Source organism: Phaeodactylibacter xiamenensis (assembly GCF_965229835.1).
GTDB lineage: Bacteria > Bacteroidota > Bacteroidia > Chitinophagales > Saprospiraceae > Phaeodactylibacter > Phaeodactylibacter xiamenensis.
This window is the reverse complement of record NZ_OZ245931.1, coordinates 7,772,361-7,797,960: the sequence shown is the minus strand read 5'-3', so window position 1 is coordinate 7,797,960 and position 25,600 is coordinate 7,772,361. Positions and strand designations below refer to the sequence as shown.

The 25,600-nt window shown below is 50.0% G+C and carries 21 protein-coding genes; 6 read left to right on the top strand and 15 right to left on the bottom strand.

The genetic code is table 11. The features are described 5' to 3' along the window. Positions 1–124: 124 nt before the first annotated feature. From ACO08I_RS29735 to ACO08I_RS29725, 3 genes are all read right to left on the bottom strand, one after another. Positions 125–355 carry a hypothetical protein gene (locus ACO08I_RS29735; protein WP_421948026.1) on the bottom strand — a complete coding sequence of 77 codons (231 nt, stop codon included), beginning with the start codon at positions 353–355 and terminating at the stop codon, positions 125–127. Beyond that, positions 336–1,202 (bottom strand): S24 family peptidase, encoded by an 867-nt coding sequence (locus ACO08I_RS29730; protein ID WP_282774177.1) that lies wholly within the window; start codon positions 1,200–1,202, stop codon positions 336–338. Before ACO08I_RS29730 ends, ACO08I_RS29735 begins: the two co-directional genes overlap by 20 nt. 101 nt (positions 1,203–1,303) lie before the next feature. After that, positions 1,304–1,909 (bottom strand): cohesin domain-containing protein, encoded by a 606-nt coding sequence (locus ACO08I_RS29725; RefSeq protein ID WP_421948025.1) that lies wholly within the window; start codon positions 1,907–1,909, stop codon positions 1,304–1,306. A gap of 174 nt (positions 1,910–2,083) precedes the next feature. On the opposite strand from ACO08I_RS29725, the gene ACO08I_RS29720 reads away from it, so the two are divergent. The 3 genes from ACO08I_RS29720 to ACO08I_RS29710 all read left to right on the top strand — a co-directional run bounded on the left by ACO08I_RS29720 (position 2,084) and on the right by ACO08I_RS29710 (position 5,317). Beyond that, complete coding sequence (locus ACO08I_RS29720; protein ID WP_052516249.1) at positions 2,084–3,073, top strand: OmpA family protein; 990 nt, start codon at positions 2,084–2,086, stop codon at positions 3,071–3,073. Between the two features lie 4 nt (positions 3,074–3,077). Continuing rightward, positions 3,078–4,247 (top strand): zinc-dependent metalloprotease, encoded by a 1,170-nt coding sequence (locus tag ACO08I_RS29715; protein WP_421948024.1) that lies wholly within the window; start codon positions 3,078–3,080, stop codon positions 4,245–4,247. Positions 4,248–4,456: 209 nt separating this feature from the next. Beyond that, positions 4,457–5,317, top strand: a complete 861-nt coding sequence (locus ACO08I_RS29710) for a DUF6438 domain-containing protein (protein WP_421948023.1) — start codon at positions 4,457–4,459, stop codon at positions 5,315–5,317. A gap of 1 nt (position 5,318) precedes the next feature. On the opposite strand, the gene ACO08I_RS29705 is transcribed toward ACO08I_RS29710, so the two are convergent. Beyond that, positions 5,319–6,218: a glycosyltransferase family 2 protein gene (locus tag ACO08I_RS29705; protein ID WP_421948022.1), complete on the bottom strand. Its 900-nt coding sequence runs from the start codon at positions 6,216–6,218 to the stop codon at positions 5,319–5,321. A gap of 228 nt (positions 6,219–6,446) precedes the next feature. Here ACO08I_RS29705 and ACO08I_RS29700 point away from each other — a divergent pair, with 228 nt between their 5' ends. Beyond that, positions 6,447–8,303 carry a T9SS type A sorting domain-containing protein gene (locus ACO08I_RS29700; protein WP_421948021.1) on the top strand — a complete coding sequence of 619 codons (1,857 nt, stop codon included), beginning with the start codon at positions 6,447–6,449 and terminating at the stop codon, positions 8,301–8,303. Here ACO08I_RS29700 and rimM read toward each other — a convergent pair. After that, positions 8,298–8,810, bottom strand: coding sequence for a ribosome maturation factor RimM (gene rimM / locus ACO08I_RS29695; protein WP_044225253.1), 513 nt, complete (start codon positions 8,808–8,810; stop codon positions 8,298–8,300). The genes ACO08I_RS29700 and rimM overlap by 6 nt on opposite strands. A gap of 36 nt (positions 8,811–8,846) precedes the next feature. Beyond that, entirely contained in the window at positions 8,847–9,962 is a 1,116-nt protein-coding gene (gene mnmA, locus ACO08I_RS29690; RefSeq protein WP_282774165.1) for a tRNA 2-thiouridine(34) synthase MnmA, read from the bottom strand. Between the two features lie 202 nt (positions 9,963–10,164). Here mnmA and ACO08I_RS29685 point away from each other — a divergent pair, with 202 nt between their 5' ends. Further along, on the top strand, positions 10,165–10,794 hold the full coding sequence (locus ACO08I_RS29685; RefSeq protein ID WP_421948020.1) for a hypothetical protein: 630 nt from the start codon (positions 10,165–10,167) through the stop codon (positions 10,792–10,794). An 80-nt stretch (positions 10,795–10,874) separates the two neighbouring features. Here ACO08I_RS29685 and ACO08I_RS29680 read toward each other — a convergent pair whose 3' ends face one another. From ACO08I_RS29680 to ACO08I_RS29650, 7 genes are all read right to left on the bottom strand, one after another. Continuing rightward, a complete protein-coding gene (locus tag ACO08I_RS29680) occupies positions 10,875–11,873 on the bottom strand; it encodes a T9SS type A sorting domain-containing protein (protein ID WP_421948019.1) in 999 nt (332 codons plus the stop codon). Positions 11,874–11,925: 52 nt separating this feature from the next. Beyond that, complete coding sequence (locus tag ACO08I_RS29675; RefSeq protein ID WP_421948018.1) at positions 11,926–12,987, bottom strand: T9SS type A sorting domain-containing protein; 1,062 nt, start codon at positions 12,985–12,987, stop codon at positions 11,926–11,928. Positions 12,988–13,042: 55 nt separating this feature from the next. After that, the gene (locus ACO08I_RS29670; RefSeq protein ID WP_421948017.1) at positions 13,043–14,653 is read right to left on the bottom strand and encodes a T9SS type A sorting domain-containing protein; all 1,611 of its coding nucleotides are present in this window, start codon (positions 14,651–14,653) and stop codon (positions 13,043–13,045) included. Further along, entirely contained in the window at positions 14,623–15,708 is a 1,086-nt protein-coding gene (locus ACO08I_RS29665; protein WP_421947395.1) for a hypothetical protein, read from the bottom strand. Before ACO08I_RS29665 ends, ACO08I_RS29670 begins: the two co-directional genes overlap by 31 nt. Further along, positions 15,708–18,320 (bottom strand): SBBP repeat-containing protein, encoded by a 2,613-nt coding sequence (locus ACO08I_RS29660; RefSeq protein WP_421948016.1) that lies wholly within the window; start codon positions 18,318–18,320, stop codon positions 15,708–15,710. Before ACO08I_RS29660 ends, ACO08I_RS29665 begins: the two co-directional genes overlap by 1 nt. Before the next feature lie 79 nt (positions 18,321–18,399). Further along, positions 18,400–19,461, bottom strand: a complete 1,062-nt coding sequence (locus ACO08I_RS29655; RefSeq protein WP_421948015.1) for a T9SS type A sorting domain-containing protein — start codon at positions 19,459–19,461, stop codon at positions 18,400–18,402. A 78-nt stretch (positions 19,462–19,539) separates the two neighbouring features. Continuing rightward, positions 19,540–22,152, bottom strand: coding sequence for a T9SS type A sorting domain-containing protein (locus ACO08I_RS29650; protein WP_421948014.1), 2,613 nt, complete (start codon positions 22,150–22,152; stop codon positions 19,540–19,542). Between the two features lie 414 nt (positions 22,153–22,566). Here ACO08I_RS29650 and ACO08I_RS29645 point away from each other — a divergent pair, with 414 nt between their 5' ends. Continuing rightward, positions 22,567–23,481, top strand: coding sequence for a septal ring lytic transglycosylase RlpA family protein (locus ACO08I_RS29645; RefSeq protein ID WP_421948013.1), 915 nt, complete (start codon positions 22,567–22,569; stop codon positions 23,479–23,481). A gap of 62 nt (positions 23,482–23,543) precedes the next feature. On the opposite strand, the gene ACO08I_RS29640 is transcribed toward ACO08I_RS29645, so the two are convergent. Next, positions 23,544–24,836, bottom strand: coding sequence for a hypothetical protein (locus ACO08I_RS29640; protein WP_421948012.1), 1,293 nt, complete (start codon positions 24,834–24,836; stop codon positions 23,544–23,546). 3 nt (positions 24,837–24,839) lie between these two features. Next, positions 24,840–25,598 (bottom strand): triose-phosphate isomerase, encoded by a 759-nt coding sequence (gene tpiA / locus ACO08I_RS29635; RefSeq protein WP_421948011.1) that lies wholly within the window; start codon positions 25,596–25,598, stop codon positions 24,840–24,842. Positions 25,599–25,600: the final 2 nt, after the last annotated feature.

Below are 25,600 nucleotides of genomic sequence, written 5' to 3'. Positions count from 1 at the left end.
AAGGGCTAAAAAGCCTTTTTCGCACCTGAAAGCGACAATCCTTCATCACGTTACCCGGAACAAATTGAACCGGGACCAAAGTGCCCGCCTCGATTTTACAATCCTGGCGGGTTCTTTTGTTGTTTTAAGGGTGCAGGGTATGAAAAGAGACGACCTTAACCGGTTGCCCCCACATGTGGATGGACATTTCCTCTTCCTCTGGTTTGAGTGTCACTTCGACCGATTCCCCATCGTGCTTGAGCTGTTCGGGCATTTGGACAGGCCGGTACTCCCGCCCGTCATCGGCTACAATGCCCCAGAAGCCGCCTTCCAGCTTCACGTGTTTGATGGTCCCTTTAATCCTGATGTTTTTCATGTGGCTCGGTGGTTGATTTATTATTCAACAAACGCTCCACCGTATCGTTGAGGTTGTTGATAAGCCTGGACTGATTTTGGATGGTTTGCTTGAGGTCCTTCATTTCATCGTGAAGGTAGCGCTTGATGTTTTGCGGGGAAGGCAGGAAAGGGCTGATTTTCGCCCGCACATACCAGATTTCCCGAATATCGCCCAGGTTGAGGTGGTAAGGTTCGTAGAAGTTGTTATCAGAATGCAGCTCCAGGCTTTGCTTCTCTTTCAGATGGTTGAACGCCCGCTTCACCACCACATCGCCCCGGGTAACGACTACATAAACGTAGCTGTCCTTGACTCCGGATTCCCAGAGGGTGGGCTCCAGGTAGCTGCAAATGACCTTGTCCCCTTCAAACAGCGTGGGCTCCATGCTATCGCCCGCTACATCAAAAGACCGGTGAGTTCCAATTTTGTACTTGTAATCCGGCAGCGTGAAATGCGGCAGTTCCTGAATGAAGGTGGGGTCGGTCATCTCGGCAGCATAACCTGCCTGCGCCGGTACGGGCACATGCACAATGCGCTCCTCCTCATTGGAGTTGGTCACGATAGTCAGTACCCGGAAACTTTTATCACCTTCCTCACTCATGAACATGGGGCCCTCACCGGTGTAGATATAGACCGGATTGATCTTATACTGTTCCACGGCTTTACGCAGCAGCTCTATCGTTACGTCGCGCCGGCCCTTCAGAATTTCGCTCAGGCTTTGAGGCAAATAATCAAGCGACAAGGCAAACTGACGGCTGGACCGAACTTGGTTTTCCGCCTTCAGTTTATCGTGGCACTTGACGAAACGCTGGGTAACGATATTACTCATAGGTTATGATTTCTAACAAAAATAAAATTTCTGTCCATAAAATGAGTAGTAACGCGGGTAAGTTTACCAAATAAGTGACACCTATACTCAAAATACTGTCATTACTGTACTGCAATCGTGCCCGGCTCACTGTCCAGCCCTACCAGTTTCTCCCCCAGATTGACCACTTCGATAGCAGTAGGCTGATCAATAATCTGCACCGGGCTTGATTGCCCACTCGCCTTTGCTTCAAAACAAACCGTGTAGAGCGGGTTCCCCGCACTTACCGTCACACCTTTGAGCGCATTATCGATCCAGGCCACCGGCATCACGCCTTCCTGTACCCGGGTTGTACCGAAGTTTTGGATGGTCAGATAAGGCAGCCCAAAGTCCTTTAGCCCCTTGAAGGTAAGCACATCCGGGTTCCATGCCACGGTATACTGCATGGACAAAAGGCTGTTGAAGCCCCTGGCGCGTACCGGCGTGCAGACCGTTTCCCCGGCAGCAACCGTTTGATCGTCGATGCTCAAAAAAAGGACTTCCGTACTCTGCGGGGGCTGATAAAGCGAAGGCTGCGGGCGGGCCTCTTTCTCATCAGGCACAACAGTTGCTGAAGTTGCCGGCTGATTCGTTTCGGATTGCTGATCAGCAGTGGAACCGGAGGCATCGCTCTGGCAGCTCCACAACATGAAAAAGACAGGCAGTAAGAAGATTAAACGGATGGTCATTGGATTATTTTTTCTGCAAAGTTAATGGGCTTACCTTTGGTATTGCAAAAAATCACGAATCAATCCGGCTGAAATAAATCACCGCCTGCAAACTAGACCATTGGAGAGATACGTTAAGAACAGGTGTTTCTGTGATTTCACAAAATTTGGTACATTGCACAAAAAATTTGCAGCATGAAGCCCCTTTTTCCAATTGCCATTTTATTTGTTGCGCTGCTGTCCAGCTGTGTGACCAAGAAGGAGTATCAGGAAATGGAAGAGCTCAAAGCCTTCTACGAGCAGGAAGCCCAGTCCACGGATTCTCTACAAAATGAGTACAACAAACTCGCTGAAGAAACCAGGCAGCTGGAAATTGAGGTCCGTAATACCCGCCTTGAGCTGGAGGAGTACGTTGTGACCAATAAAAGCCTGAACCGCAGCTATCAGGACCTGCTTCAGCGTATGGACCGCATCCTCGAAGAGCGCAATGAGCTTGACGAGACCGCCTCCTATGAAAAGGTAGCCCTGCAGCGGCAGCTCACCCAACAGCAACAAAATCTGGACAAGGACAGAGAACGCCTCGAAGGACTGGAATACGAGCTTTACCAAAAAGCCAACCGCCTCAATACCATGGAGTACGACTATACCGCGATGAAAGGCACCCTTCAGGACCGGAATATCCGTATTCAGGAGCTGGAGGAAATGCTCAACCTCAAGGAGGATAACATGCAGGGCGTTCGGGCCAGCCTGGATGATATTGTCGGGCAGTTCTCCTCCCGCGGGCTTAGCGTGGAAGACCGGGGCGGCAAGCTTTATGTTTCTCTTAGCGCTGAGCTGCTCTTCCCAAGCGGCAGTACCCGTATTGACCCCTCTGGCAAGGAAGCCCTGCGCCAACTGGCCGGGGCACTAAAGAACAACCCGGACATTGACATCCTCGTCGAAGGGCATACCGATTCAGATGGCAGTGAACTGGCGAACTGGAACCTCAGCGTGGACCGGGCTGTTGCCGTCACCCAAATTCTGACTCAGTTTGGGGTATCCCCACAGCGGCTTACCGCTGCCGGCCGGGGCGAAAACATGCCGGTGGCGACCAATAATACTGCTGCCGGAAAAGCACAAAACCGCCGTACAGAAATCGTCATTTCGCCAAAGCTTGACGAGGTATACGAGCTGTTGAGCAATTAAAACTATGTTTCCTGTCACTGCGCGTTTTCTACTGATTTACACTCTATTGAGCAGCGTAGTTGCGCTAGCTCAAGCTCAGCCACGCTGTGCGCTGAACACCCACAACAGCCCCTTGAGAAACAGTGGAGCCATCGTGCCAATACGGGAGCCTGTTGTCATACCCGTGGCTGTGCACGTAGTCTGGCATACCGCTGAAGAAAATATTTCCGACGAACAGGTCGTATCACAGATTGAGGTCCTGAATCAGGACTTCCGAAGCCTGAATGTGGAAGTCCCATTTGTCCACCCCCTCTTCGATGAGCTTGTCAGTGACCTGGAGCTGGAATTCTGCCTCGTTGCCATCACCCGCACTTACACACCGGTGGCGGGCATCACCAATACCTTTTCCAACGGCAAGCGGCGCCTTTGCTATACAGACCTGGGTGGCAGAGACGGCTTCGACCCCGACCGGTACCTGAACATTTGGGTGGCTGGCCGGAACGATGGCGCACTAGGCTCCGCCACTTTTCCGGAAGAGGGACAGGAAACGCCCGCTGAAGACGGGCTGTACATCCGGCCTGATGCCTTTGGCACGACCGGCACTGTAAGCCCCCCTTTTCACCTGGGGCGTACCTGTACGCACGAGCTCGGCCACTACTTCAATCTGCAGCACCTCTGGGGCCCCAATGCCAACAATTTCAACTGTGATCAGGACGATGGCATTGCCGACACCCCACTTCAGGCCGACACCTACCAAGGTACCTGCCCTACCCTGCCCCCGTTTTCCTGCGGCTCACCGGATATGTTTATGAACTTCATGAATTTCACGCAGGACGCTTGTATGTCCCTGTTCACACCCGGCCAAAAAGCGCGCGTGCTGAGCACCCTGCAGTCCTACCGCCCCGGGCTGCTGCAAGGCTCCTGCACGCCTGTTTCCATCCAAACAACGGGCACCTCTTCGTCAGAGGTCTCTATAATTGGGAATCCCGCCAGAGACCATCTTCGAATCCGCCTGCCTGGAAATGAACTGGCACAGCTTGCAATTTTTGACCTTGCCGGCCGTTTAGTACAGCAGGTTGAAGCCGCAGGCCCCGAAGCGGAGCTCAGTGTTGCGGGCTTTTATGCCGGAAATTATTATATAAAAATCCGGTATGGGAATAAAATGCACGTCAAAAAGCTTATTATTGCCCGGTGAGAACGATGGCGGTGGCCAGTAGCTGTAACCAACCAGAATTGTTGTATTATGGCAGTGAATCCGTGTGATAGGACTGAAGAAATGGGTGGCGAGCATTCCATACAAGAAGTTGTACCTGCCCGGCCATTCCGGTTTCTATCCACCGGCACACCCCGCAAGCGGAGCTGTGCTGCCATTATCCACTGCTTAAACCAAACCTTCGTTTCCTGATGAGTATCAATCCTCTCGTTCCCCCCAGGAATCTGGGCTTCCTGCTTTTTTTCGGTGCGGTCCTGACCATGCTCCACAGTTGCGGCTCCCCGGCTTCGGCTTCACTGAGTAAGCTCGACCCCCTCATTGAAATGAGCAAAGGGCCCTGCTACGGACGCTGTCCGGTATTCACCCTGACCATCTACGAAAATGGCATTGCCAGTTACAAGGGAGAACGCTATACCGACCGGCTGGGCACCTTCGTCAGAAAACTGGAAAAATCTGAAATGGAACGCATCCTGGGCGAATTTGACCGGGCCAACTTCTGGCAGTTCCGCGATAGCTACCGGGGGCGTATCCCGGATATGCAGAGCGTCACAATCTCCTACCATCAGAATGGCAAGAAGAAAACGGTGACCGGAAAGGAAATCCGGCCTAATGCGGTCAAATGGCTGGAGTCCCAACTCGATCAAATCGCACAAAGGGAGGGCTGGATCCTTAAAGAAGCACCGGAAGAACAAGTGCCGGACTTCCTAATCCCTGATCAGCTGCTGGTCGAACTGGGCGAAGAGACGGACCCGGAAGAATGGGCGAAAAAGTACACACAGACCGACATGACTTTCCTGCGGTCTCTCAACGATACCGGGTACTGGATTTTCTCCTACGATGATGAGACTATCACGCCGGATCAGATGCTGGAACAGGTGCGTAATGACGAAGAGGTCATTAGCGCAGAGTTCAACAAAAAAATCTACGACAACCTGGAAGAGGAAAAGGAGGCGGAGGAAAGCGCTACTACTAAGGAGGCGGCTCCCGCTTCTGATGCCGGTACCCAAAGCAAGGGAAAATCCAATACCCCTAAATCCGGCAAACAGCAATAAATTAATTGCACAAATAGTTAAGCAGCACCCCCAGCTTGTAAAGGTCGAAAGCCCGCAGGTTGGGGGTTTTGGCGTTTAGAAGGTGCTGCTTGAGCAGGGGCCGGGCCTGATCCAGCAGATAGCAGGCCGGTCGCGCCGCTTTCCAGGCATCAAGACGTTCGTAAGCGCGGAGCAGGCGGGTCTCCCTCAGGCTGCCCTCCTGATACAGAAATGCCAGGTTCTCAATGGCCTGTTCGGATTTGCGCAGAAATGTCTCTGCCGGCTCCAGCCCGGCGTGGATCAGCGGGTTATCGAGGTGCAAAATAGGAATGCCCCGCCGCTGCAGCTCCAGGCCAAAGAGTGTATCCTCATGCCCGTACTGCAACAAGCGCTCATCGAACTGTATCGGGGCAAACAAAGCTTTGGGGATGAGAAAATTATTGGTCATAAAGCTGTGGTAGGGCTGTTTTTGCCGCGCTTCTGCGCGCTGCACTTCCCGTGACCTGCCATAGTGCCAATGAAATCTGAGCCGAGGTGATTCCGGAGGCTCCGGCTGGTAAATCCGCCCACCGTAGAGCAAACGGCCAGGGGTGCAGTGCGACTGGTACTGCTCCAGGTAATCCGCCCGGGTGACCTCAGAGTCGCCATCCATAAACAACAAATAGTCGTACCGCGCCGCTTCCGCCAGGCGGTTTCGTATACGGGAGCGCCCCAGGTTTTCAGGCATCAGCCGATAAGTGACGCCCGGCAACTGCCCAAGGGGAGCGTTTATGTTTTGAAATTCAGGAAGGGACGCATCGTCCCAACAAAGGATTTCCACGGCCCATTCCAAGGCATCAGCCTGTTGGCGCAAAGCCTCCACCAACGGCCGCACGTCATAGTTGTAAACAGGAATCAGTATAGAAAGCCCGGAAGCTGGCATAGGAACATTGGGTTATGGTCGCTCAAACTTAGGTATTTTTTAAACCAACTCCTTTTCCCGGATCGCCATAATATTTTGTAACTTTAAACGGGGTCACTTGCTATCACTATACCGACGATAAAGTGGTTTGCCACAGCAAACCAACTTGATGCCGGCATAAACGCTGGAAAGTGGCCTGCTACGATATCGCAAACCACTTTGTTAAGCGCATACAATCCGGTACCCGCAATGAGAAAACGATTGCTCGCCATAATACTATGCTACGGCCTGATCAGCGGCCTGCATGCCCAGGACTTCATCCTGCAAGGCTGCTACTGGAGCTGCCCGGAAGATGCGCCCGGCAGCCTGCCTGATAGTGCCACCCTTCGTTTTTGGGTAGACCACCTGACGGAGCAATCCCCGGAATTTGCCCATGCCGGCTTTACCGCCATCTGGCTGCCCAACCTCACGGCACAGGCACCACCGCAGGTCCGCACCCTCATTCAGCGCCTCGAAGCACAGGGCCTGACTGTCATTGCAGAAATCGACCTGAGCCAGGACTCCCTTGGCTCGTTGGCGGAACAGGGCATAGCGCTCCGGGAAGCGCTGGGTGTGGAAGCTTTTAGCATTACCGACCTCCCCCTCTCCCCTGCCGAGGCGTTTGCTGCTGATTTTAAAACCCTTGCTGCGGCCGGCGTTGCTCCTAAGTTTGTCATTCGGGGCGTGCCGGGCTTTGACCGTAAGAAAGGACAGGTGCAATGGATACGTAATATCCTCAAAGCACTGGGGCAGGATGCCAGCCCTAAACCGCGCATTTACGATTACCAACTACGGGAGGTGCTCCGCCAGGCCTGTTCTGACTCCACCTACGATGTACGAAAAATTTATCAGGCCAGCATCCGGGATGCTTCCGCGCTATCGGGGTACAATATTGTGACCATGGCCAACCATCCGGCCTATAAAAACCAAAATGCAACGCCCGGCGACTACGATGACCCCATTCCCAGCCCCTTACTGGCCTATGCCTATCTACTGACCAATAATCAACTTGGCATGCCTACGGTTTTTTATGGTGACTACTTTGGTGGCGACTCGGAGCTGGCAGAGTATGCAGACAAAAAGCCCCTGCGGGCTCACATCGACCAACTGCTGGCCATCCACCGGCAGTTTATCTTCAACTCTTCCATGGTGGAATACCTGAATGCAGCAGGCAGTGACAAGCGTTCGGCCTACTACAGCGGAGATTCTACCCGGGCATTAGTTTTCCAGCTGGAAGGCAGTAATACGCCGGCGGGACTAAAGAGCAGCACACAGGGCCCCCGGGACGTGCTGGCAGTCATCAATTTTGGAAGGGACACGCTGTCCATTAAGCAAGAGCTCAACACCTCTAATATCAAAAACGGCGATTACTTCACAGATGTCACCGATCATGCCATTACGCCGAAAGCCACCCTTGTCCATTTCGATTCCCTGGATGCCTCGCCCTCGGCAGTAGCGCTCGAGGTACCTCCCCGGTCTTACGCTATATGGGTGCAGGGCAGAGCTCAAAAGGTCAGGCCCAGCCGTATTCAACTGACTGCCATTCCCTATCCCGACTATATTGAACTCAACTGGGAGGTCGCTTACGAACGCAAAGTGCTGGGGTACCAGATCGAACGCTCAGTCAATGGCGGAGCTTTTGAGCCGATCGGACAGCTCCCTCCGCTTTCCAATGAAAATGAGCCGGCGTCTTTCCTGTTCCTGGATAAGGATATTTTTCCCGAAGAGGAACTGCGCTACCGCGTAAAGCTGATTGATCAGGAAGGCAGGCATCAATTCAGCCCGGTTGCCGAAACCCGGCCTGCACAGCGTAACCTGAAGTTTGAATTAATAAAAGCACCGGAGCAGCACACCTGCGCCTTCAAAATGAGAAGCAATTACAGCGGGCAGGGGGCACTTGCTATTTATGATGCTGGCGGTACGGTTGTTTTTGAACAGCCGCAGACCATTAAAAAAGGGGAAAACGTGACCCGGGTTGATTTATCGAAACTCGACAAAGGCATTTACTACATCCGCTTCCGGGCGGAAGAAGGGGAGCTTTGGAGTACAAAGGTGGTAAGGCTATAGGTCGAGCAGCCCTTCCGGCAGTTGCATTTCCACCCGTTCTGCTTCCGGGTCAATTGCCTGAAGGAAGGTTTCATTCAATGGGATCAGGACTTCCCGCCCCTGATAACTGACCAGTGCCAGAATTTGCTCCGGATAGGCTTCCACGGATAGGATGGGGCCGATTTCGCCTTCCGTTTCCGTCACCACAGTAAAGCCCTCCAGCAGGCGGAAATCCTCAATACCCAGTTCCTCCGCCTCCACCTCCTCAGCGGGCAACAGGATATCCAGGCCCGTTAGTGCTTTGGCGGCCTCTTTCGTGTCCACATCTTCCAGCTTAATGACCAGCGGGCTTTCCAGAAGGACGCCCTCATTAAAATAGGGCACCGGGCTGCCATCAACCGGAGCGAACAGCACTTCTGCTTCAAGGGCCGCATCAAGAAAAGCATCCTCCACTAAGATGCGGATGCCTCCGTTTAGCCCATGCGTTTTGCCGAACCGGCCGACCTTGGTATAGGATTCTTTTGCCATAGTTTTATTTACGCGGCTCTGAGAACAGCTACCCCATCAATTCTGCCGCCCCTCGTCCAAAAAGCTGCCGTGAATAATACCACCGCCCAGCACATCATCCCCTTCGTAAAACACAGCCGACTGCCCGGGGGCCACGCCCTTCACATTAGCGTAAAAGTCAACATGGATATTTTCGCCCATATTGCTTAACTGGCTTAGCGTGCCCTGATCATTATAGCGGATCATGGTAACGGCTTCCGTGCCATCGGGGATTTGGTCGTACTTCATCCGGTTGACCTTGCCGACCATCATGCCATTACGCACAAGTTCCTCCTGCCGGCCCAGCACAACGGTATTCGTGTCGGGGCGGATTTCCGTCACGTACATCGGCTCCCCAAAGGCAACGCCCAGCCCTTTGCGCTGACCGATGGTGTAGAAGGGGTAACCTTTATGGGTACCAATTACGTCCCCTGCGGTATTGACAAACTGCCCCCCATCCACACGCGCTTCCAGCCCGTCGACCCGGCGCTTGAGAAAGCCCCGGTAGTCGTTGTCGGGCACAAAACAGATTTCATAACTTTCCGCCTTTTTGGACAAGGCTTCATACCCCCAGTCGGCAGCCATCTGCCGGACTTCAGGCTTTGTGTAGGGGCCCAGGGGGAAACGGCTGCGCGCCATGCACTCCTGGCTCAGCCCCCAGAGGACATAAGATTGATCCTTGTGCGCATCCACTGCCTTGCTTACATAGTGCCGCCCGTTGAGTTCATTGAGTTGGGCGTAGTGCCCGGTAGCAATGAATTCGCAGTCCAGCGCATCCGCCCGCTTTAGCAGGGCACTCCATTTGATGTGGGTATTGCAAAGGACACAGGGATTGGGGGTGCGCCCCGCCAGGTACTCGTCCACAAAATTGTCGATAACATAATCACCGAACTCATCGCGTATATCGATAATAAAGTGATGGAAGCCCACTTTTACAGCCACCTCCCGGGCATCGTTGATAGAATCCAGGCTACAGCAGCCCGTTTCCTTGGAAGACCCTCCGGAATTGGCGTAATCCCATGTTTTCATGGTGATCCCAACGACTTCATAGCCCATATCGTGCATCATCATAGCCGTGACCGTGCTGTCAATGCCGCCGCTCATGGCTACCAATACTCTTCCGTGCTTACTCATGAAAAAAATTACAGTTTTGATTCTGGCTAACTGCCTTCAAAATCAACACACAAAGGTACAAATTTGGGCGCTGATTAGTTCAACCGGTGGAGTAGAATGTAGTCTAAGGTAGCTTTCCGCTTTTCAATCTCTTCCCAAAGGACGCCTTAACGGAACCAATCTCACGGTTAGCAGGTTTTACGTAAGAACTATTTTACCAATCATGGCAGGAAACAACGACATTAGCTGGGACGAAATCAAAGCCCTGTTTGCAGAGACTAACCGCAAGTTTCAAGAAACAGACCGTTTATTGACTGAAAAGTTTCAAGAGACGGATCGACAGTTTAAGGAGACGGACCGCAAGTTCCAAGACACAGACCGCAAGTTCCAAGACACGGATAGAAAGCTGGATAAGCGCTTCAACGAACTCTATGGGTTGTTCTCCTCCCAGTGGGGGCGCCTGGTGGAGAGCCTGGTGGAAGGTGAATTGGTACGCACCTTTGAGAAGCGCGGCAGCAAGATAGAGCAAACAGCTCAGCGACTCAAGGGCAGCCACAAAGGACAACGCTTTGAATTTGACATCATTGCGCGCAATGGTACGGAAGTGGTGGTCGTGGAGGTTAAAACCATGCTTAAATCTAAGCATATCCAGAAGTTCGTGGACAAAATGGGCTCCTTCAAGACTTTGGTAAAAAGGTATACCCCCAATAACGTCTATGGTGCTGTAGCTTTCCTACAGGCAGATGCCGGAGCGGAGCAAATGGCAGAAAACAAAGGCCTTTTTGTCATCCGCGCTACCGGAGACTCGGCAGCTATTGTGAACAAGGCCGATTTTGTGCCGCGTACCTTTTGATCCATTTGTCTATTCTGATCAATGGTCCTACCGCACGTTTGATACTGCCATACTGCTCATTTTGCCGTCGCTTTTACCGGTCACTCCTTCACAAATTTACGCACCACCTGCTGCGCCCCTGCCTGCAAGCGCACCACATATACCCCACTTGGCCAGTCTGATACATCGACTTGCCAGCTTTGGAGGGTTGGGCTTAGATCCAAAGCTTCAGTATGAAGGGTTTGACCGGACAGGTTCTCGATTTGGAGCTTGCCTTGGGTGGATTGGGGAAACTGAAACTGTAGGTTAAGAGTAGAATTGGATGGGTTTGGAAAAATAACCAAATCATTGAGCAGCGGAAATAGATCGCTATTTGAGACAACTAAATCTGGAGTAACCTGGATTGTCATATACCGGGTTAGAGACTCTGCCATTTCACCATTTAGCCACCCATTGATTCTTACAGCAAATGCATAGAGACCTTCCTCTATAGGCTTGTCCCAAAATATGCAGCAGCGAACCTCATTTGTAGCCTCAGGAAAAGAGTAGCCCTCTTCTGTAGCAGGAATAAATTCATAGCTTAAGGAATCAAGGCTCCCAAAGGGAAGAATAGAGCCAACAACTTCATGATAAACAATACCATCTTCGTCCTGCTCTAACCAGTTAAAATTTAGAAGACACTGCGGAGCATCATTCTTTGCTTCACTTGTGGATTTGGCGTAAACCACTTCCGAAAGAACAAATTCCTTTTCTCCGGAATTTTCAATATTCGATATACCAGGGGCCCAATTACCTAAATTCTCAATTGAAATAGTGTAGAAACCTGTGTCAGGGTATTCATGAGTGCCACCAAGGTTAGAAACAAAGTTTCCATCGCTATCATTACGGAGTAATAATGTATTAAGCGTATCTTTAGTACCATCTCCCCAATCAATTATCCGATCTTCTATGTACGTGTCTAAGGTAGCAATATGTACGTTGACAGTTGCCGATTGATACCCCATAGAAGCTCGGTTTAACTCGCCAGCAATTATTTGTTGAGCGCCTAAAATATTGGTTAGAATCAAACAAATACAAGTAGTTGAAATTAATATTTTCATTTTTTTGCTTTATGATCGCTTTTAATTGTCTTAAGCTCCAAATTCTGGCGCATCACTCCACCACAAACCTCCGCACCACCTGCTCCGACCCTGTCTGCAAGCGCACCACATATACCCCGCTCGGCCAGTCCGCCACATCGACCTGCCAGCTTTGGAGGGCAGGGCTTAGATTCAAAGCTTCGGTATGAAGGGTTTGACCGGACAGGTTTTCGATTTGAAGCTTGCCTTGGGTGGATTGGGCGTGCCGTAGCTGTAGATGGAGGGTGGAAGTGGCGGGGTTCGGGAAAACGCTCAAGCTCAGCTCATTAGATGGCTGATTATAGGAATGGACCAGCAAATCTTCCGTGACCAAAAAAACCATAGCTCGCATGGTTGTAGAGAGAAAAGCAGTGTCAATTTGGCCGTTCTCATTGATATGACGCCTAAATTCCCTGATATTTACTCCAACTGCATATCGCCCCTCCCCTAATGGCCGGTCCCATATCAATGCCCCACCGATTGGGGGGGCCATATAGAGGCTATCTGTTGATTCGGGAAAGGAAAAGCCTTCGGCAGGAAATTCAGCTAGCTTTCCATTATAGACATCTGCTAAGGCATGGAATTCGTCTGATTCTATAGTCATTCCTAAAAAAAGAGAGCCATCCTCGCGTTTTCTGATATGCTCTTGTTTATTAAAAAATACAGGTGATGTGTTGGACTGTAGCTCAGAATTGGCTGGGAGTATATTAACTGTATCATAGAGCGTCAGCACTTTTTCAGCCGAATTTTCAATATTTACGATATCTCCGATGAGGAAACTATCCCGAAACCCCATAGCTAATATACCCGATGTATCAAATGTATGCTCTCCTTTATAGATATTTAAACGGTAAGTATCATTTCCTAAATTCCTTACAAAAAGGTCAGAAACCAATTCTATTGAATCCAGAGGGCTTCCATCTCCCCAATCGTACATGATAAAGGGTTTCGAGCCATTCTGCCGAAACACCCATGCTTCTACCGAAACATGTTCTGAAAAAACCTCTTTATAGACTTCGGCTCCATAAATGCGCTGGGCGTCTAAGTAGGAGAAAGAAACAGAACTGATTAAGAGTATTAATAATATGCTTTTCATGATTTGTTGCTCTTGCTTTTTTGTAAAGTATTTTATGACAAACACATCAGAAGCTTTAATTCATTTTAATAAATCTAGCACTGCCAACTGTAGAAACTATGTAATAAACACCAGGGGGGAAATTCGACACATTTACCTTATAGCTGCCGATTTCAGTGGCTGTAATTGAAGATTGCATTAATTTGCCTTCAGCAGAAAAAAGTCTGAAAGGGAGGTGTTTACCCGTTAAGCTCCGACAATCAAATTCAACCATAATAGTGTTACCTGAGGAAGGATTTGGATAAACGATTACACCTTTCCCTTTTTCTTCAAAATTATTTACATGGATAATGCCTTGGTTATTTAACTTCATTGTTATCCCATCAATACCGAACGCTTCTGATTGTTCATAGGCACCCAAAGGAAACCTTACAGGAAAGTATTCCACGCTACCAGTACGACCTCCTAGATATAGTGAACCGTCTTTTACAGTTTGGCAGCTTACCAAATCGTTATTTTCTCCTCCAAGAAAGGTAGAGTAAACTAGATTCTTATTCACACCTAATGCGCCAATAAATATATCTGTAAAACCAAAGTGAGTTGGTTCAAAAAAGCCGTTAAAACTTCCCGGACAAAGAGGGAAATGATCAGCATCTGGCACACTACAATAGTCATCTGTATCACTACCAGTTGAACATAGAGTACTACCAGAAAAATATAAGACCCCATTTCCATCATAAGCTACATTGCTATGATTCAAAGGGAAAAACGCCTCATCTTCATTACAACCAAAGCTTGTTTTCCATGACAACGTCCTACTCTCAAACTCAGCCAAAAAATACCCCTCTGAAATTCCGCTTAGCTGAAATCCTCCCCCTGTGTTGGATGGCAAGTTATTCAAGAAATTACTGTAACCAATAACAGAAAGTTTATTTTCATGAATCGAAATACTCGACGATGTAGATATGATCTCCGAGAACTGACCACCAAAAAATGTTGACCAATTTAATTCTCCTTGTGAACTAAATTCAGCTAAAAAAACATCTTGACCTAGTCCAACACTGGCTCCATTTGAGAAATCGAATTGTGAACTCCCTGTGGGATTACAATTAGGGAAGCCTGAGTCATTTGGTACACCACAATCAATTAAAGAATAGCTTTTCGTATTTGTATTTCCTGCAATAAAAATTTTACCATCTGAGTCACTGATTTCAATATCCACAACGATATCCATATCATTACCCCCAAAAAAGCTGCTCCATTCTTCTTCTAAATCAAAGCTATATCTAGCAATTAATCCATCACTCGTTCCTCCATTGAATGAACTATCATGAAAAGCCCACAAAGAGCTGATTTCAACATTATAGCTTGGATTTTCAACTTCTCCTCCTACAAAGAGCCCTAAGCTACTACCAGTAAACCCTGCTTGGGAATTAACATCCAAACAATTAAGCTCAGAGCCTTCTCCTAATACAATTGTTTTTTCCAGCTCCCCTGTAAAAGAATCAAATGCAGCGATGAATCCATGACCCACATTTGACGGGATACCAGAGTCAGTAGGAAAATCCTCTGATTCCGTTAATCCTACAGTGTAAATATTCCCATTTATTTCTTTTAAATCATTTGACCGGGTGTGACGGATTTTTGATGTAATTATTAAGCTGCATACCGCATTCTCTTTTTCCAATATTGCTCGTATCTGCCCGCAGACAGCTTGAGCGCACGGACGATAAGCATATCATCGGCATGCACATTAAGCCACCTCATGCCACTACCTCCCAAACGGGCTTTGATCAGCGTCTTGCACCCTGCCTCTACGGTGCCGGAACCGATAGGCAGCCCTTTTTCCTGCATTTGAAAATAATTCATCCGGTGCTGCTGGTTTTCCAGGTATACAACTTGCTGGCGGGCGATTTCGCGCCGCTTCTGCGTCTTGACACCCGCAGCCGCCTGACGCGCGCGCTCCACAACGAGGGCTGCGCCGCCCGGCTCGTTCAGCAGCGTACTCTTTTGCTGGCTTACCCACTGCGCACGTTTTTTGGAGGGCAGGGGCATTACTGCAGCCAGTTTGTAAAGCCGTTCAGTGACGTGGTAGTAGTCCGTTACCTGGTAGTCGGTTAACCGCTCCAGCTGTGTCCAGTTGTCGGGCGCCCCATCTGCAACCCCCACGTAAACCGGCCGTAGCCCAGCCTCTTCGAACTGTGCCTTAAGCCGCTCAGCCTCTTCTTCCAACAGATGGGTGAAAGCCCCTTTTTTCTCTTGCGCGCCAACCCCCAAGTAAATAGAGTGCAGCAACTTGCCCTCATGCCCGTAAAGGCTGATTACGCCGCACATCGCTTCCCGGTAGCCCGGTTTGCGCTTAGGCTTGCCAGGCAGGCCGTCAAGAAGGTGCACCATCGCACCGTCCCGGCTTATGCTCACTGAGCTGACCCCGCAAAGGCTTACCTCTTCCGGCATGGCGTAAGACCAGCGGCTTTCTACTTCTTTAGCGTGGCGGCTGATGCGCAGGCTCACATCACGCACAAGGTCTTTGCTCACTTCGACTTCATGGTGCTCCTTAAACCGGGCTGACACTTTCCTGGCTGAGCCCTCACAATAGTCGCTAGCCAGCAGCTTGGCCAGCCGTGGCGTCGATTTGCCTACTATGCCTGCCGTGCTGTCAGCTGGTACGTAGCTCACGCCGCCACAAACAGGCTGGTAGACGTGGCGCTTGACGCAGACTTTGCCGTAAGGTGTGGACATTAACTTTTTTTTCGCCCCTTGCTCGAAAGGCGCTGCCCTTTGTGGGTGATGGCAGTACCATCCGTATCGAAACGCTCGGCGGCAGCGCGCGTGGCGAGTTTGCCTGCTTCGTTTAGGGCTAGCTGTATCGCTTCTTCCTGGCTCAGCATGCTGCCGTTAAGCTCCATATCAACCTCTATCGTGACCTTACCCCCATCTTGCTTTACTATTCGTGCGCTCATACCTTCTTTTTGCTTTAAGATACGTATCTTTCTGTACATCAAAAATCCGTCACACCCATTTGACCAATCAACTTCCTCGCCTCCTATTATCGCGAGATACTTAATTGAAAGGTCTTCATTAAATTTTGCACCATAGGCATTAAGCGTGGACAAATTTTCACCAAAAGTCATTATACCAGTAACTTCCGGAAAGCTTAAGCTACTTGTTCTACCACCAATGAAATACTCATTTGAAAAATTTATATCATTGCATAAAACGGCATCATTTGAAGAAGTCCCCCCGAAGTAAGTAATCCAATCATCTTGAGAATTAACCGAAGTAACCTCAGGCCTACGCAACTCCACCACCAGCACCTTGGTACTATCATAGCTCCCCGTACTGCTAAAGCTCACCCGGCTGCCCGCAATACTGTATTCCGGTTTCCAGGTCGTGGATACCTCCTGGCCCAGGCTGTCTATCTGGAAAGCTTTAGGAGCTGGTAAATTAAAATCTCCTAATGAAGTGCCCACGAACAGGTTGCGCGCTTTCAAATAAAGAGAGTCTTGCCCGTGAAAATCCAGTTTTAGGTCATCGGGGTCCCCGCCCGGCTCTATGACAAAGTAGTAAACAGTGCCACTCTCATCAGCAAACATTTGCAGGTTGATGCCATCATAAAGGTCGGTTACGGCTACCCTGCCGTACTGGCCGACACGTGACCGGCCTTCCGGGATGTGCCCCAGATAGTAATTCCGGTAGTTGTCCAGTTTGTCCAGCCCGGCTGCGCTCATAAGGGAAGTCTTGCTGTCAAAAAACGTAATGTCAACGCGGTGCAGGGTGTCTGGCGTAGCGCTACTCGTATCTACGCTAGCGGTCACGAAGCTTAGTGTATCTTTCTTCACATACAAGGGCGGAAAACTACCTGTACTGTAAAAGCGCACACCCTCTACCGAAGTACCGGAAGTATCTGTCAGCTGCCCCCGCTGCTCTGTAAAAGCCAATGCTGGCGAAGCAGCCCCATCCCCCGGAGGTATGGTCAGCTCTTTTTTCGCATACCGCACCAGCATGTATTCTGTTTTGCCGCCGGACAGCCCGTTTTTGCCCAGTACGGACAAGCCGCCCTCGCCATCTAAAGATATCGAAGTGGCTTCATCATCTTTGCTGTGCAGCCCATTGAAGCTGGCAGACCATTCCGTTGTGCCGTCGCTGGCTTTCAATATGCGGGTGTGGTAGTCCTTTTGCCCCAGGGTATCTACAGAGCCAGTGGCATAGACCAGCCCATCTTTTCCAGCTACTAAAGCTTTGGCTTCATCATCGCCATGGCTTGCGCCATCGTACAGTGCTGCCCACTGCTGCGTACCGCTGTTATTGTACTTGATCACTGCAAAGTCCTTGCCATTGGAACCTATTGTGTAGCCCCCGACATATACATTGCCTAAGGTATCGATGTCCAGGCTGGAAGGGCGGTCGTCACTATTGGCAGACCCATTGTAAACAGACTCCCAGACCAGGCCTAGGGTGTCATCGAGCATCACCGTGACAATATCGTCCCCGTTACCAGCCGAATCACTGTAGCCAGTAACATATAGGTTCTGGTCGGCATCAGCTGCAAAACCTGTAATCTCGTCCAGGTCAACCTGGCTGTTTTCGGAAAACCCGCTCAGCGTGCTACCATCTGAGGTAGCCAACACAGCAGAGCCAACTCGGTGGGTGCCATTATTAAATTCAAGGCCCACGCCAGTCGTCAGCTCACCAGGGTTCCCTATTGACAAGGTTCCTATTGCTAAATCCCGGTTGTTCACTGTAGTGACATGGTCCCAGACTTCCGTCCCTCCATCAATGTACTTGATGCAAAGCGCACCAAACAATCCCGTGGTATCGGTGATCGCGCCTCCTACATATATGGTGTCACTGTCCACCAACAGGCTGCTGCCGCCATCGTACCCATTGCCAATGCCGTTGTAGGTGCTGTACCAGTCTACCTGCCCATTGATATCATATTTTAGCGTGAGGACATCATAGCTATTGGCGCTTCCACTGTAAACGGTACCTGTGATGAATAATTCTGTCAGGCTACTATTGGTCGTAATGGCTCCGGCAATAATATTTCCCGGGGTGGGCAGGTTAAAGGTGTCCTGGTACGCTATAGCTCCCACTAAATTATAGTGGGTCACTAACAAGTCGTAATATCCACCGCTTTCGTTGTAAGAACTCCCTACTGTATATACGCCTCCTAATCGCGAGGGCGTACTCAGGACCCGGTCTAAACTCACCGCAGGCTGCTCCCCCTGACTGGCCTGCCAGGTCTCCAGGTAGAAGGTGCTTTGTTGGGCCCTTAAGGGAATTCCTGATAAGAATATTGAAATCATCAACACCATACTAATGGGTTGGAATTTTAGGTGTAAACTTTTCATAAAAAATATATTAAATCGGTTAAGTAAATAGGCAATTAAAAAGCTGCTGTTACAAAATCAAGCTACTCCTTTTATCAGCTTACTCCACCACAAACCTACGCACCACCTGCTCCGACCCTGTCTGCAAGCGCAATAAGTAAACCCCAGATGGCCAGTCAGCAACATCTATCTGTTCTGTTCTGACTGCAGAGCTGCCTTCCACTTCGAGGTGGCGCATCATTTTACCTTCCAGGTTTAGGATAGTAACTTCTACGGACTGTCCAGGCGCTGCAAAATCTATATTGACCATAGAAGCTGCCGGATTAGGGTAGATACTGACTACAGCTGGCAATGATTCAGCTCCGGGCAAGGAGGATAGAATTAACTCTTCGGTTACCAGCATCGTCATCGCGCGCATCGTAGTGGATAGAAAAAAGGTGTCTAATTCACCGCTTTGGCTGTTTTGACGCCATTCCCTCACCACTATCCCTACTGCGTAGCGGCCAGGGGCTATGGGGTCGTCCCATATCATCTTAAGCCCTGCTGGATGAGACATGTAAATACTGTCGCTCGCCGCAGGCACACTATAGCCTTCGGACGGGAAAGGGGCGAGCTCTCCACGGTATAGTTCTCCAAGAAAATCTATTGACTCTAAATTAATAGGAAACTCAATATTTCCATCCATCTCTCGAATATTCCCCTGCTGCGTAAAAAACCGGGGCGTTTCGTTGATAGCCAGACTGTGCGTAAACTGAGAATAAATGGCGACCGTGTCAAACACTTCTATAAGTTTATTGCCCGAGTCTTCAATGTTTACGATATCGTCTACTAAGAAACTGTCCTGGAAGCCCATGACGTATACCCCGGCAGTATCAAAATTATGCGAACCTTGATAGCTGTTTAAATAGTAATCTTCACCTTCGAAAAAACCTAAATATTGGCTGTAAATTAAAGGCACTGTATCCAAAGGGCTGCCATCGCCCCAGTCATACAGAATGAAAGGCTTGGAGCCGCCTTGTCGCCATACCCATGCTTCTATATTGACATCGTCGATTAATACTTCTTTATACACCTCAGCGCCGTAGATGCGCTGGGCAGCAAGGGGGACAGCGTAAATTTGAAGTAAAAAGAAAAGCAGAGAAAAGATTATAAATTTTGACATGGCGTACTGTTTTTAATCATTTGAATTGGCAGAGGCTGCTTATCCGCAGCCTAAGCCGCCCCTGCCATTTGAATTGAATTACTGCTTAATAAACCGGCTCGTGTAACTTTCTACCACTACCTGGTAGACCCCAGCAGGTAACCTGCTTATGGGCAAGGTGCTCTCTTGGCGGTTCAGCAAGTATGCCCCAACTAATCTACCCGTCATATCGTAAATACGGGCTGAAAGAGCATTTGGGCCTAGATTTTCGGGTAGCCTGACAGTCAAAAGGTCGGTTGCTGGGTTGGGGAAGACCTTGATGCCTTGGGCTGCCGCTTGCGCTTCCTCAGTGCTTACAATCGTCCCAACATTTAATCTGGCAATAAAGCCGTCATTTTCACCGGCATTATAGCCTTGCTCATAGGCACCTACAGGAAAACTTAATGGAAAACTTCGGTCACTAAAAGTAGTACCTGTGAAATATAACAAATCATCTGCCGCAAGAGCACTTGATATGAATTCAGAATTGTTCCCGCCAAAATAAGTGGCATACTCAAGGGTGTGGCTAGAAGAGAAGGCTGCTAAAAACAAATCTATACCTCCCTGATAAGTGTCTTCAAAAAATACGCCAGCAGCAGGGGGGCAAAGAGCGAACTCGCCCGAAGAAGGAGGGCTGCAGTAATCCATTGAGGAAACTGGAGTGCTGCAATCAGAGCGACCAAGCACATAGTAGTTCCCAGCATCGTCGTAAGTAACAGATTGGGATAAGCCCAGTACGTTCGGATCACCATCCCAGCAACCATAATCGGTTTTCCAGGATAGCGACCTGTTGACAAATTCGGCTATAAAATAGCCTTCGTCTGTAATACTTTGCTGATACCCACCCCCTGTATTAGATTGCACACTGCTCAATTGCTCGCTGCCGCCCATGAGAATCACTTTATCCCCGCTTATATCAATGCTGGAGGAGCTCAGCACTCTGTCTCTTAGCGCCCCGCCTATAAAAGTACTCCAGCTCAGACTGCCTATGGCATCAAACTCGGCGAGAAATATATCGTCATCAATTACAAAGGAGTTCCCATTGGCAAAGGCGAACTGGGAGCTTCCCGATGGTTGGCAAGATGGGAAACCGCTGTCAGCAGGTACATCGCATGAAGTCGCAGAATAGCTCATGGTAGTCGTATTGCCCGCTATAAACAACCTTCCGTCTGCTGTATATTCTATGTCTCGTATACTTTCTTCTTCATTTCCACCGAAGTGAGTACTCCAGACAATATCAAGGTCTTCATTAAATTCGAGCATCAGTCCGTCTCGGCCAAAGCTACTGTTGTTACTGTCGTAATATTCCCAAGAGGGGCTTTCTGTAGTTGAAAAACTACCTACACGCACCTGGCCTCCAACAAAAATTCTTTTGCCCGCAGCCGAGACGCAGTATAGCTCAGTTTCAACTCCTGCTGAAAAATCAAGAACGGTTGACAACATAAGAGACCCATCGGACAACGAAATAGAGGCTATAAAACCTTGAGGTGCGGGCGAGGGTGTACCATTTGTCGCAGGAAAATCGGCAGCAAGTGTCCTTCCAACCAAGTAGGCCTTGTCTGATACTGAAATGTCATAGCCATTCTCGGGCCCAGTACCCCCAATCACGGTTAAGTATTCTAAGGATGCATCTGTGTTAAAACGAGCCATAAATGGAAATTGAAAACCTGGATTTCCTACGATTTGCACCATCCCCGGACCTACTTCTGGAAAAGAGATATTGAATGTAGTTCCGCCTACATAAAAGTTGCCATTTCCATCAATGTCTGAACCGTTTATATTGTCCGAATCATTACCGCCAAAGTAAGTAATCCAGTCCTGGCTTGGTGAACTTGTGACTTCCTCTCGCCGCAATTCCACCACCAGCACCTTCGTACTATCATAACTCCCCGTACTGCTAAAGCTCACCCGGCTGCCCGCAATACTGTATTCCGGTTTCCAGGCCGTGGATACCTCTTGGCCCAGGCTGTCTATCTGGAAAGCTTTAGGGGCTGGCAAATTAAAATCTCCTAATGAGGTGCCCACAAACAGGTTGCGTGCTTTCAAATACAGGGAGTCTTGCCCGTGAAAATCCAGTTTTAGGTCATCGGGGTCCCCGCCCGGCTGTATGACAAAGTAGTAAACAATGCCGCTCTCATCAGCAAACATCTGTAGATCAATGCCGTCATAAAGGTCGGTTACGGCTACCCGGCCGTACTGCCCGACCCGTGCCCGGCCTTCTGGGATGTGCCCCAGATAGTAATTCCGGTAGTTGTCCAGTTTGTCCAGCCCGGCTGCGCTCATTAAGGCTGTCTTACTGTCAAAAAACGTAATGTCAACGCGGTGCAGGGTGTCTGGCGTAGCGCTGCTCGTGTCTACGCTGGCGGTCACGAAGCTTAGTGTATCTTTCTTCACATACAAGGGCGGAAAACTACCTGTACTGTAAAAGCGCACACCCTCTACCGAAGTACCGGAAGTATCTGTCAGCTGTCCCCGCTGCTCTGTAAAAGCCAATGCAGGCGAAGCAGCCCCATCCCCCGGAGGTATGGTCAGCTCTTTTTTCGCATACCGCACCAGCATGTATTCTGTTTTGCCATTAGACAGCCCGTTTTTGCCCAGAATAGACAAGCCGCCCTCGTCATCTAATGCGATAGAGGCCGCTTCATCGTCTTTGCTGTGCAGCCTTTTTTTCATAGGTAATATATTTATCGGTTAAGAAAATAAAGCATCAAGTGTGCCAGATTCAGGGCATAAAGCCTCCGTCTTTCCGAAGCACAAGTCCTCAAAAAGCAGCAACAGGCATATCTATCGGGCAACCGAATAAACGCGAGCGCAGAACTGATGCGGAAGTAAACCATCCACCTCAGAGAAAGGAGCGAACGGGCGCGTCCGGATTTTTGGTAAGATACGCAAATGATAGCAAAGGTGCAATGTTAACAAGGAGAAAGGGGGTATGAATTCCGGCATACCGATAGATCAGCTCAAAAATTGCAGCCTAAAATATTGGCCTGCGCCCGGCAAACCGCAATAAAAACGCGCAAACCTGCGTATCTAATTAAGCTTGCCAATTTTTTTGATTAATTTCAAGCCGTCCAAAAAACGATAATCATGAAGAAACGACTGAACTTAAGCCTCCTCCTTGCCCTTTGTTTTACCGTAGCATTGTCTGCGCAAAGCAATGAAGAATGGGGTATCGCATCGTACTACCACGATAGCTTCCACGGGAAGGAAACCGCCTACGGCGTCAAATACGACAAAAAAGCCATGACCGCCGCCCACCGGGAACTCCCCTACGGCACAATGGTCCGGGTTACCCGGCTTGACAACGAAAAATCAGTCGTGGTGAAAGTGACTGACAAAGGGCCTTACAAGCGTGGCCGGGTGGTCGACCTTTCGCGGGCTGCCGCCGAACGGATTGGGCTGATTCAGGACGGATTGACGGAAGTCAAACTCGAAGTGGTCAAGCGGGGCACAGCAACGCCCGAAAAGCCTTCCAAAAAAGCGCAACGAAAGGAACGGCAGGCCAGTACCCCTTCCTCCTATGATAATACCAGCCGCGGGCGGATCGTAACGGATGCGGGCAATGCCCCTGCTCCGCCCGAAAAGAAGGTCGCCAGTACTACAGCTTCCAAACCTGCTGCCGCCGAAACAAAGCCCAAAGGCCAAGCTAAAGCGGCCGCTCCGGCTGCGCAGCCTAAACTTGTGGGCAAGGAATATCAAAAGTACGGCTTGTACAAAATCAGCATTCAGGAACCCGGCGAGAAAGGTTTTGCCGTTCAGGTAGCCTCGCTGACCAACTACGAGAATGTCTTCAAGCAAGTGGCCGACCTGCAAGCCAAATGGTTTGACAACGTGCTCATTAGCATTGAAGAGGGCAGCCGCATGCCATCCTACAAAGTCCTCCTGGGCCCGTTCAAAGAAGAAGCCGCTGCGGAAAACTACCGCAAAAACCTGCTAAAGAAGCACAAGATCAAAGGCTTTGTGGTAGACCTCAATGCTATTGAATACAGCAAAGAAAGATAGCCAAAGCACTCCTAAGCCTGAACGCAAACAGCTCCGTCTTCTTTAGGCGGAGCTGTTTTTGTTTACTGCAAGGACTCCTCAGGGAAGTACTGAAACGGGATATTAATGTGGAAGGAATCCTGCTCAAACCGGGCAGGGATGATCCGAAGGTGGTGCCCGCCAACGCGCTGCCCCTGCATCGACAGGTAGACTCTTATGCCATCTTGTTTGCTATCTTTTTGCTTGTACAGGTACAAACCGGATGGCACGACCACCGTGCTGTCGATCTTAAAGGTGTAGTAAGACTCCAGGCAGGCTTGCCGCTCCTCCCGCTCTCCATCTTCCCACTCCGGGCCACAATAGGCCTGAATGAGCTCCCGCTCGGTTTTAGGTACCGGCACAAAGACCGTTGCGACTGTCCCCCGAATGACATCGCTGCTGAGCATGGCAAAGCGGATATGCGCTCCGGGCGGCCTCAGGTTTTCGTAACGCTCTGCATACTGCACGCTCTCCCGCCCGGCCAGCCGCTTACGGATACCGGCATTCAGCATAAACAAATTGGAGTCCTGCACCCAAAAAACAAAGCCGATCATGAGCACAACCATATATCCTGCCGTGACCCCGATATAGCGGGTTTTGGAAACGTTGGTAGCCAGTGTCTGCCCAATGTAGGTGAATGGCTCCAGAAAGGGGCCGGCCATGATCCGGACGGAAAACAGATACAAAGGGAACTGTACTTTCTTCACCCAGCTCTTGTCCCGAAGCTTCTTATGATTGAGAAGCCCCTGAAACAGCAGCACCGAAGTAAGTAGAAAAAGTCCGCCCAGTGCGAAGTAGGTCGCGGGCAGCCCTGGAAAAACCATCGATAAAAAGTACCCGATCCCCCAAAATACCACCAAAATGATGGTGATGAAAGAAAAGGTGAGCACACTAATTCCTGCAATAGAAAAAAGGAGACTGCAGAGATTGTCCAGCCGTTGATTAAATCCTTGCAGGTCAGGGAAGCGGGCCTTGAGCCTGGCCAGAAAATGAGGGCTGTACCGATCGGAATGCTCATTGATCCCTTCCGGGAAAACTGATGCCAGACCGATATTCCCAATCCATAGGGTACGGAGGGAAAAATGAAGGATAAAGTTGAAAATCAGTATTAAAGCTCCGAACAGCAAGTAGATGAACAGATACCCGAGCAGTTCCTGCTGTTCAGCCGTGGTGCGCTGCAGGCACCAGTTCAGCAATTGGTCCAGCAGGCCCGGCAGTTGGAATGCCCCCAACAGCGCCACACCCGAGACAATAAGCTCTGCCTGATAGCTTTCCTGCTCCAGGCGCTCCAGCCACTGCGGTTTCGGCTTAGGGTTATTGGGGGCACTACTGCTCATGACCTAAAAGCTGTCCACGATGGCATTAAAGTCCGCCGCTTTGAGGGATGCACCACCAATCAGCCCGCCATCCACATCGGGATTGGCGAATAGTTCTTTGGCGTTGCCGGGCTTCACGCTACCCCCGTAGAGGATGGTGATGCTGTCCGCAATTTCCGGACCGTACTGATCACGGATCAGGCTGCGGATATGGGCATGCATTTCCTGCGCCTGTGCCGGAGAAGCCGTTTTGCCCGTACCAATGGCCCAGACCGGCTCATAGGCGATGACCACCTTTTGCAAATCCGCTGCGCTGAGGTGGAAAAGGGCGGTTTTGACCTGCTCTGCAACCAGCTCATTTTGCTTGCCGCTTTCGCGAACGTCCAGCTTTTCCCCACAGCAGTAAATCGGCTCCATGCCCTGTCCCAGGACGGCATCAATCTTTTTAGCAATGAGCTCATCCTTCTCGCCGAAATACTCCCGGCGCTCCGAGTGGCCCAGGATGACGTATTCCACCCCGCAGGACTTCAGCATGCTTGCGGAAACTTCGCCAGTATAGGCACCGCTTTCTTCCTGATGGCAGTTTTGCGCCGCCAGTTTCAGGTTGGAAATATCTTTGATTATGCTGGCCACATTGCGAAGATGGATGAACGGCGTACCGAGAATCACCAGCGCATCGGAGGGTTGCAGCCCATCGATGACCGCCTTGGTGAGGTCACGGCCCTGTTCATAATCCATATTCATTTTCCAGTTGCCGGCAACAATTTGCTTGCGTTTTGTCATAA

Excerpts from the sequence above, each read along its gene's own strand:
- ACO08I_RS29735 (WP_421948026.1), bottom strand. The coding sequence starts at position 355 with ATGAAAAACATCAGGATTAAAGGGACCATCAAACACGTGAAGCTGGAA.
- ACO08I_RS29730 (WP_282774177.1), bottom strand. The coding sequence starts at position 1,202 with ATGAGTAATATCGTTACCCAGCGTTTCGTCAAGTGCCACGATAAACTG.
- ACO08I_RS29725 (WP_421948025.1), bottom strand. The coding sequence starts at position 1,909 with ATGACCATCCGTTTAATCTTCTTACTGCCTGTCTTTTTCATGTTGTGG.
- ACO08I_RS29720 (WP_052516249.1), top strand. The coding sequence starts at position 2,084 with ATGAAGCCCCTTTTTCCAATTGCCATTTTATTTGTTGCGCTGCTGTCC.
- ACO08I_RS29715 (WP_421948024.1), top strand. The coding sequence starts at position 3,078 with ATGTTTCCTGTCACTGCGCGTTTTCTACTGATTTACACTCTATTGAGC.
- ACO08I_RS29710 (WP_421948023.1), top strand. The coding sequence starts at position 4,457 with ATGAGTATCAATCCTCTCGTTCCCCCCAGGAATCTGGGCTTCCTGCTT.
- ACO08I_RS29705 (WP_421948022.1), bottom strand. The coding sequence starts at position 6,218 with ATGCCAGCTTCCGGGCTTTCTATACTGATTCCTGTTTACAACTATGAC.
- ACO08I_RS29700 (WP_421948021.1), top strand. The coding sequence starts at position 6,447 with ATGAGAAAACGATTGCTCGCCATAATACTATGCTACGGCCTGATCAGC.
- rimM (WP_044225253.1), bottom strand. The coding sequence starts at position 8,810 with ATGGCAAAAGAATCCTATACCAAGGTCGGCCGGTTCGGCAAAACGCAT.
- mnmA (WP_282774165.1), bottom strand. The coding sequence starts at position 9,962 with ATGAGTAAGCACGGAAGAGTATTGGTAGCCATGAGCGGCGGCATTGAC.
- ACO08I_RS29685 (WP_421948020.1), top strand. The coding sequence starts at position 10,165 with ATGGCAGGAAACAACGACATTAGCTGGGACGAAATCAAAGCCCTGTTT.
- ACO08I_RS29680 (WP_421948019.1), bottom strand. The coding sequence starts at position 11,873 with ATGAAAATATTAATTTCAACTACTTGTATTTGTTTGATTCTAACCAAT.
- ACO08I_RS29675 (WP_421948018.1), bottom strand. The coding sequence starts at position 12,987 with ATGAAAAGCATATTATTAATACTCTTAATCAGTTCTGTTTCTTTCTCC.
- ACO08I_RS29665 (WP_421947395.1), bottom strand. The coding sequence starts at position 15,708 with ATGTCCACACCTTACGGCAAAGTCTGCGTCAAGCGCCACGTCTACCAG.
- ACO08I_RS29660 (WP_421948016.1), bottom strand. The coding sequence starts at position 18,320 with ATGAAAAGTTTACACCTAAAATTCCAACCCATTAGTATGGTGTTGATG.
- ACO08I_RS29655 (WP_421948015.1), bottom strand. The coding sequence starts at position 19,461 with ATGTCAAAATTTATAATCTTTTCTCTGCTTTTCTTTTTACTTCAAATT.
- ACO08I_RS29650 (WP_421948014.1), bottom strand. The coding sequence starts at position 22,152 with ATGAAAAAAAGGCTGCACAGCAAAGACGATGAAGCGGCCTCTATCGCA.
- ACO08I_RS29645 (WP_421948013.1), top strand. The coding sequence starts at position 22,567 with ATGAAGAAACGACTGAACTTAAGCCTCCTCCTTGCCCTTTGTTTTACC.
- ACO08I_RS29640 (WP_421948012.1), bottom strand. The coding sequence starts at position 24,836 with ATGAGCAGTAGTGCCCCCAATAACCCTAAGCCGAAACCGCAGTGGCTG.
- tpiA (WP_421948011.1), bottom strand. The coding sequence starts at position 25,598 with ATGACAAAACGCAAGCAAATTGTTGCCGGCAACTGGAAAATGAATATG.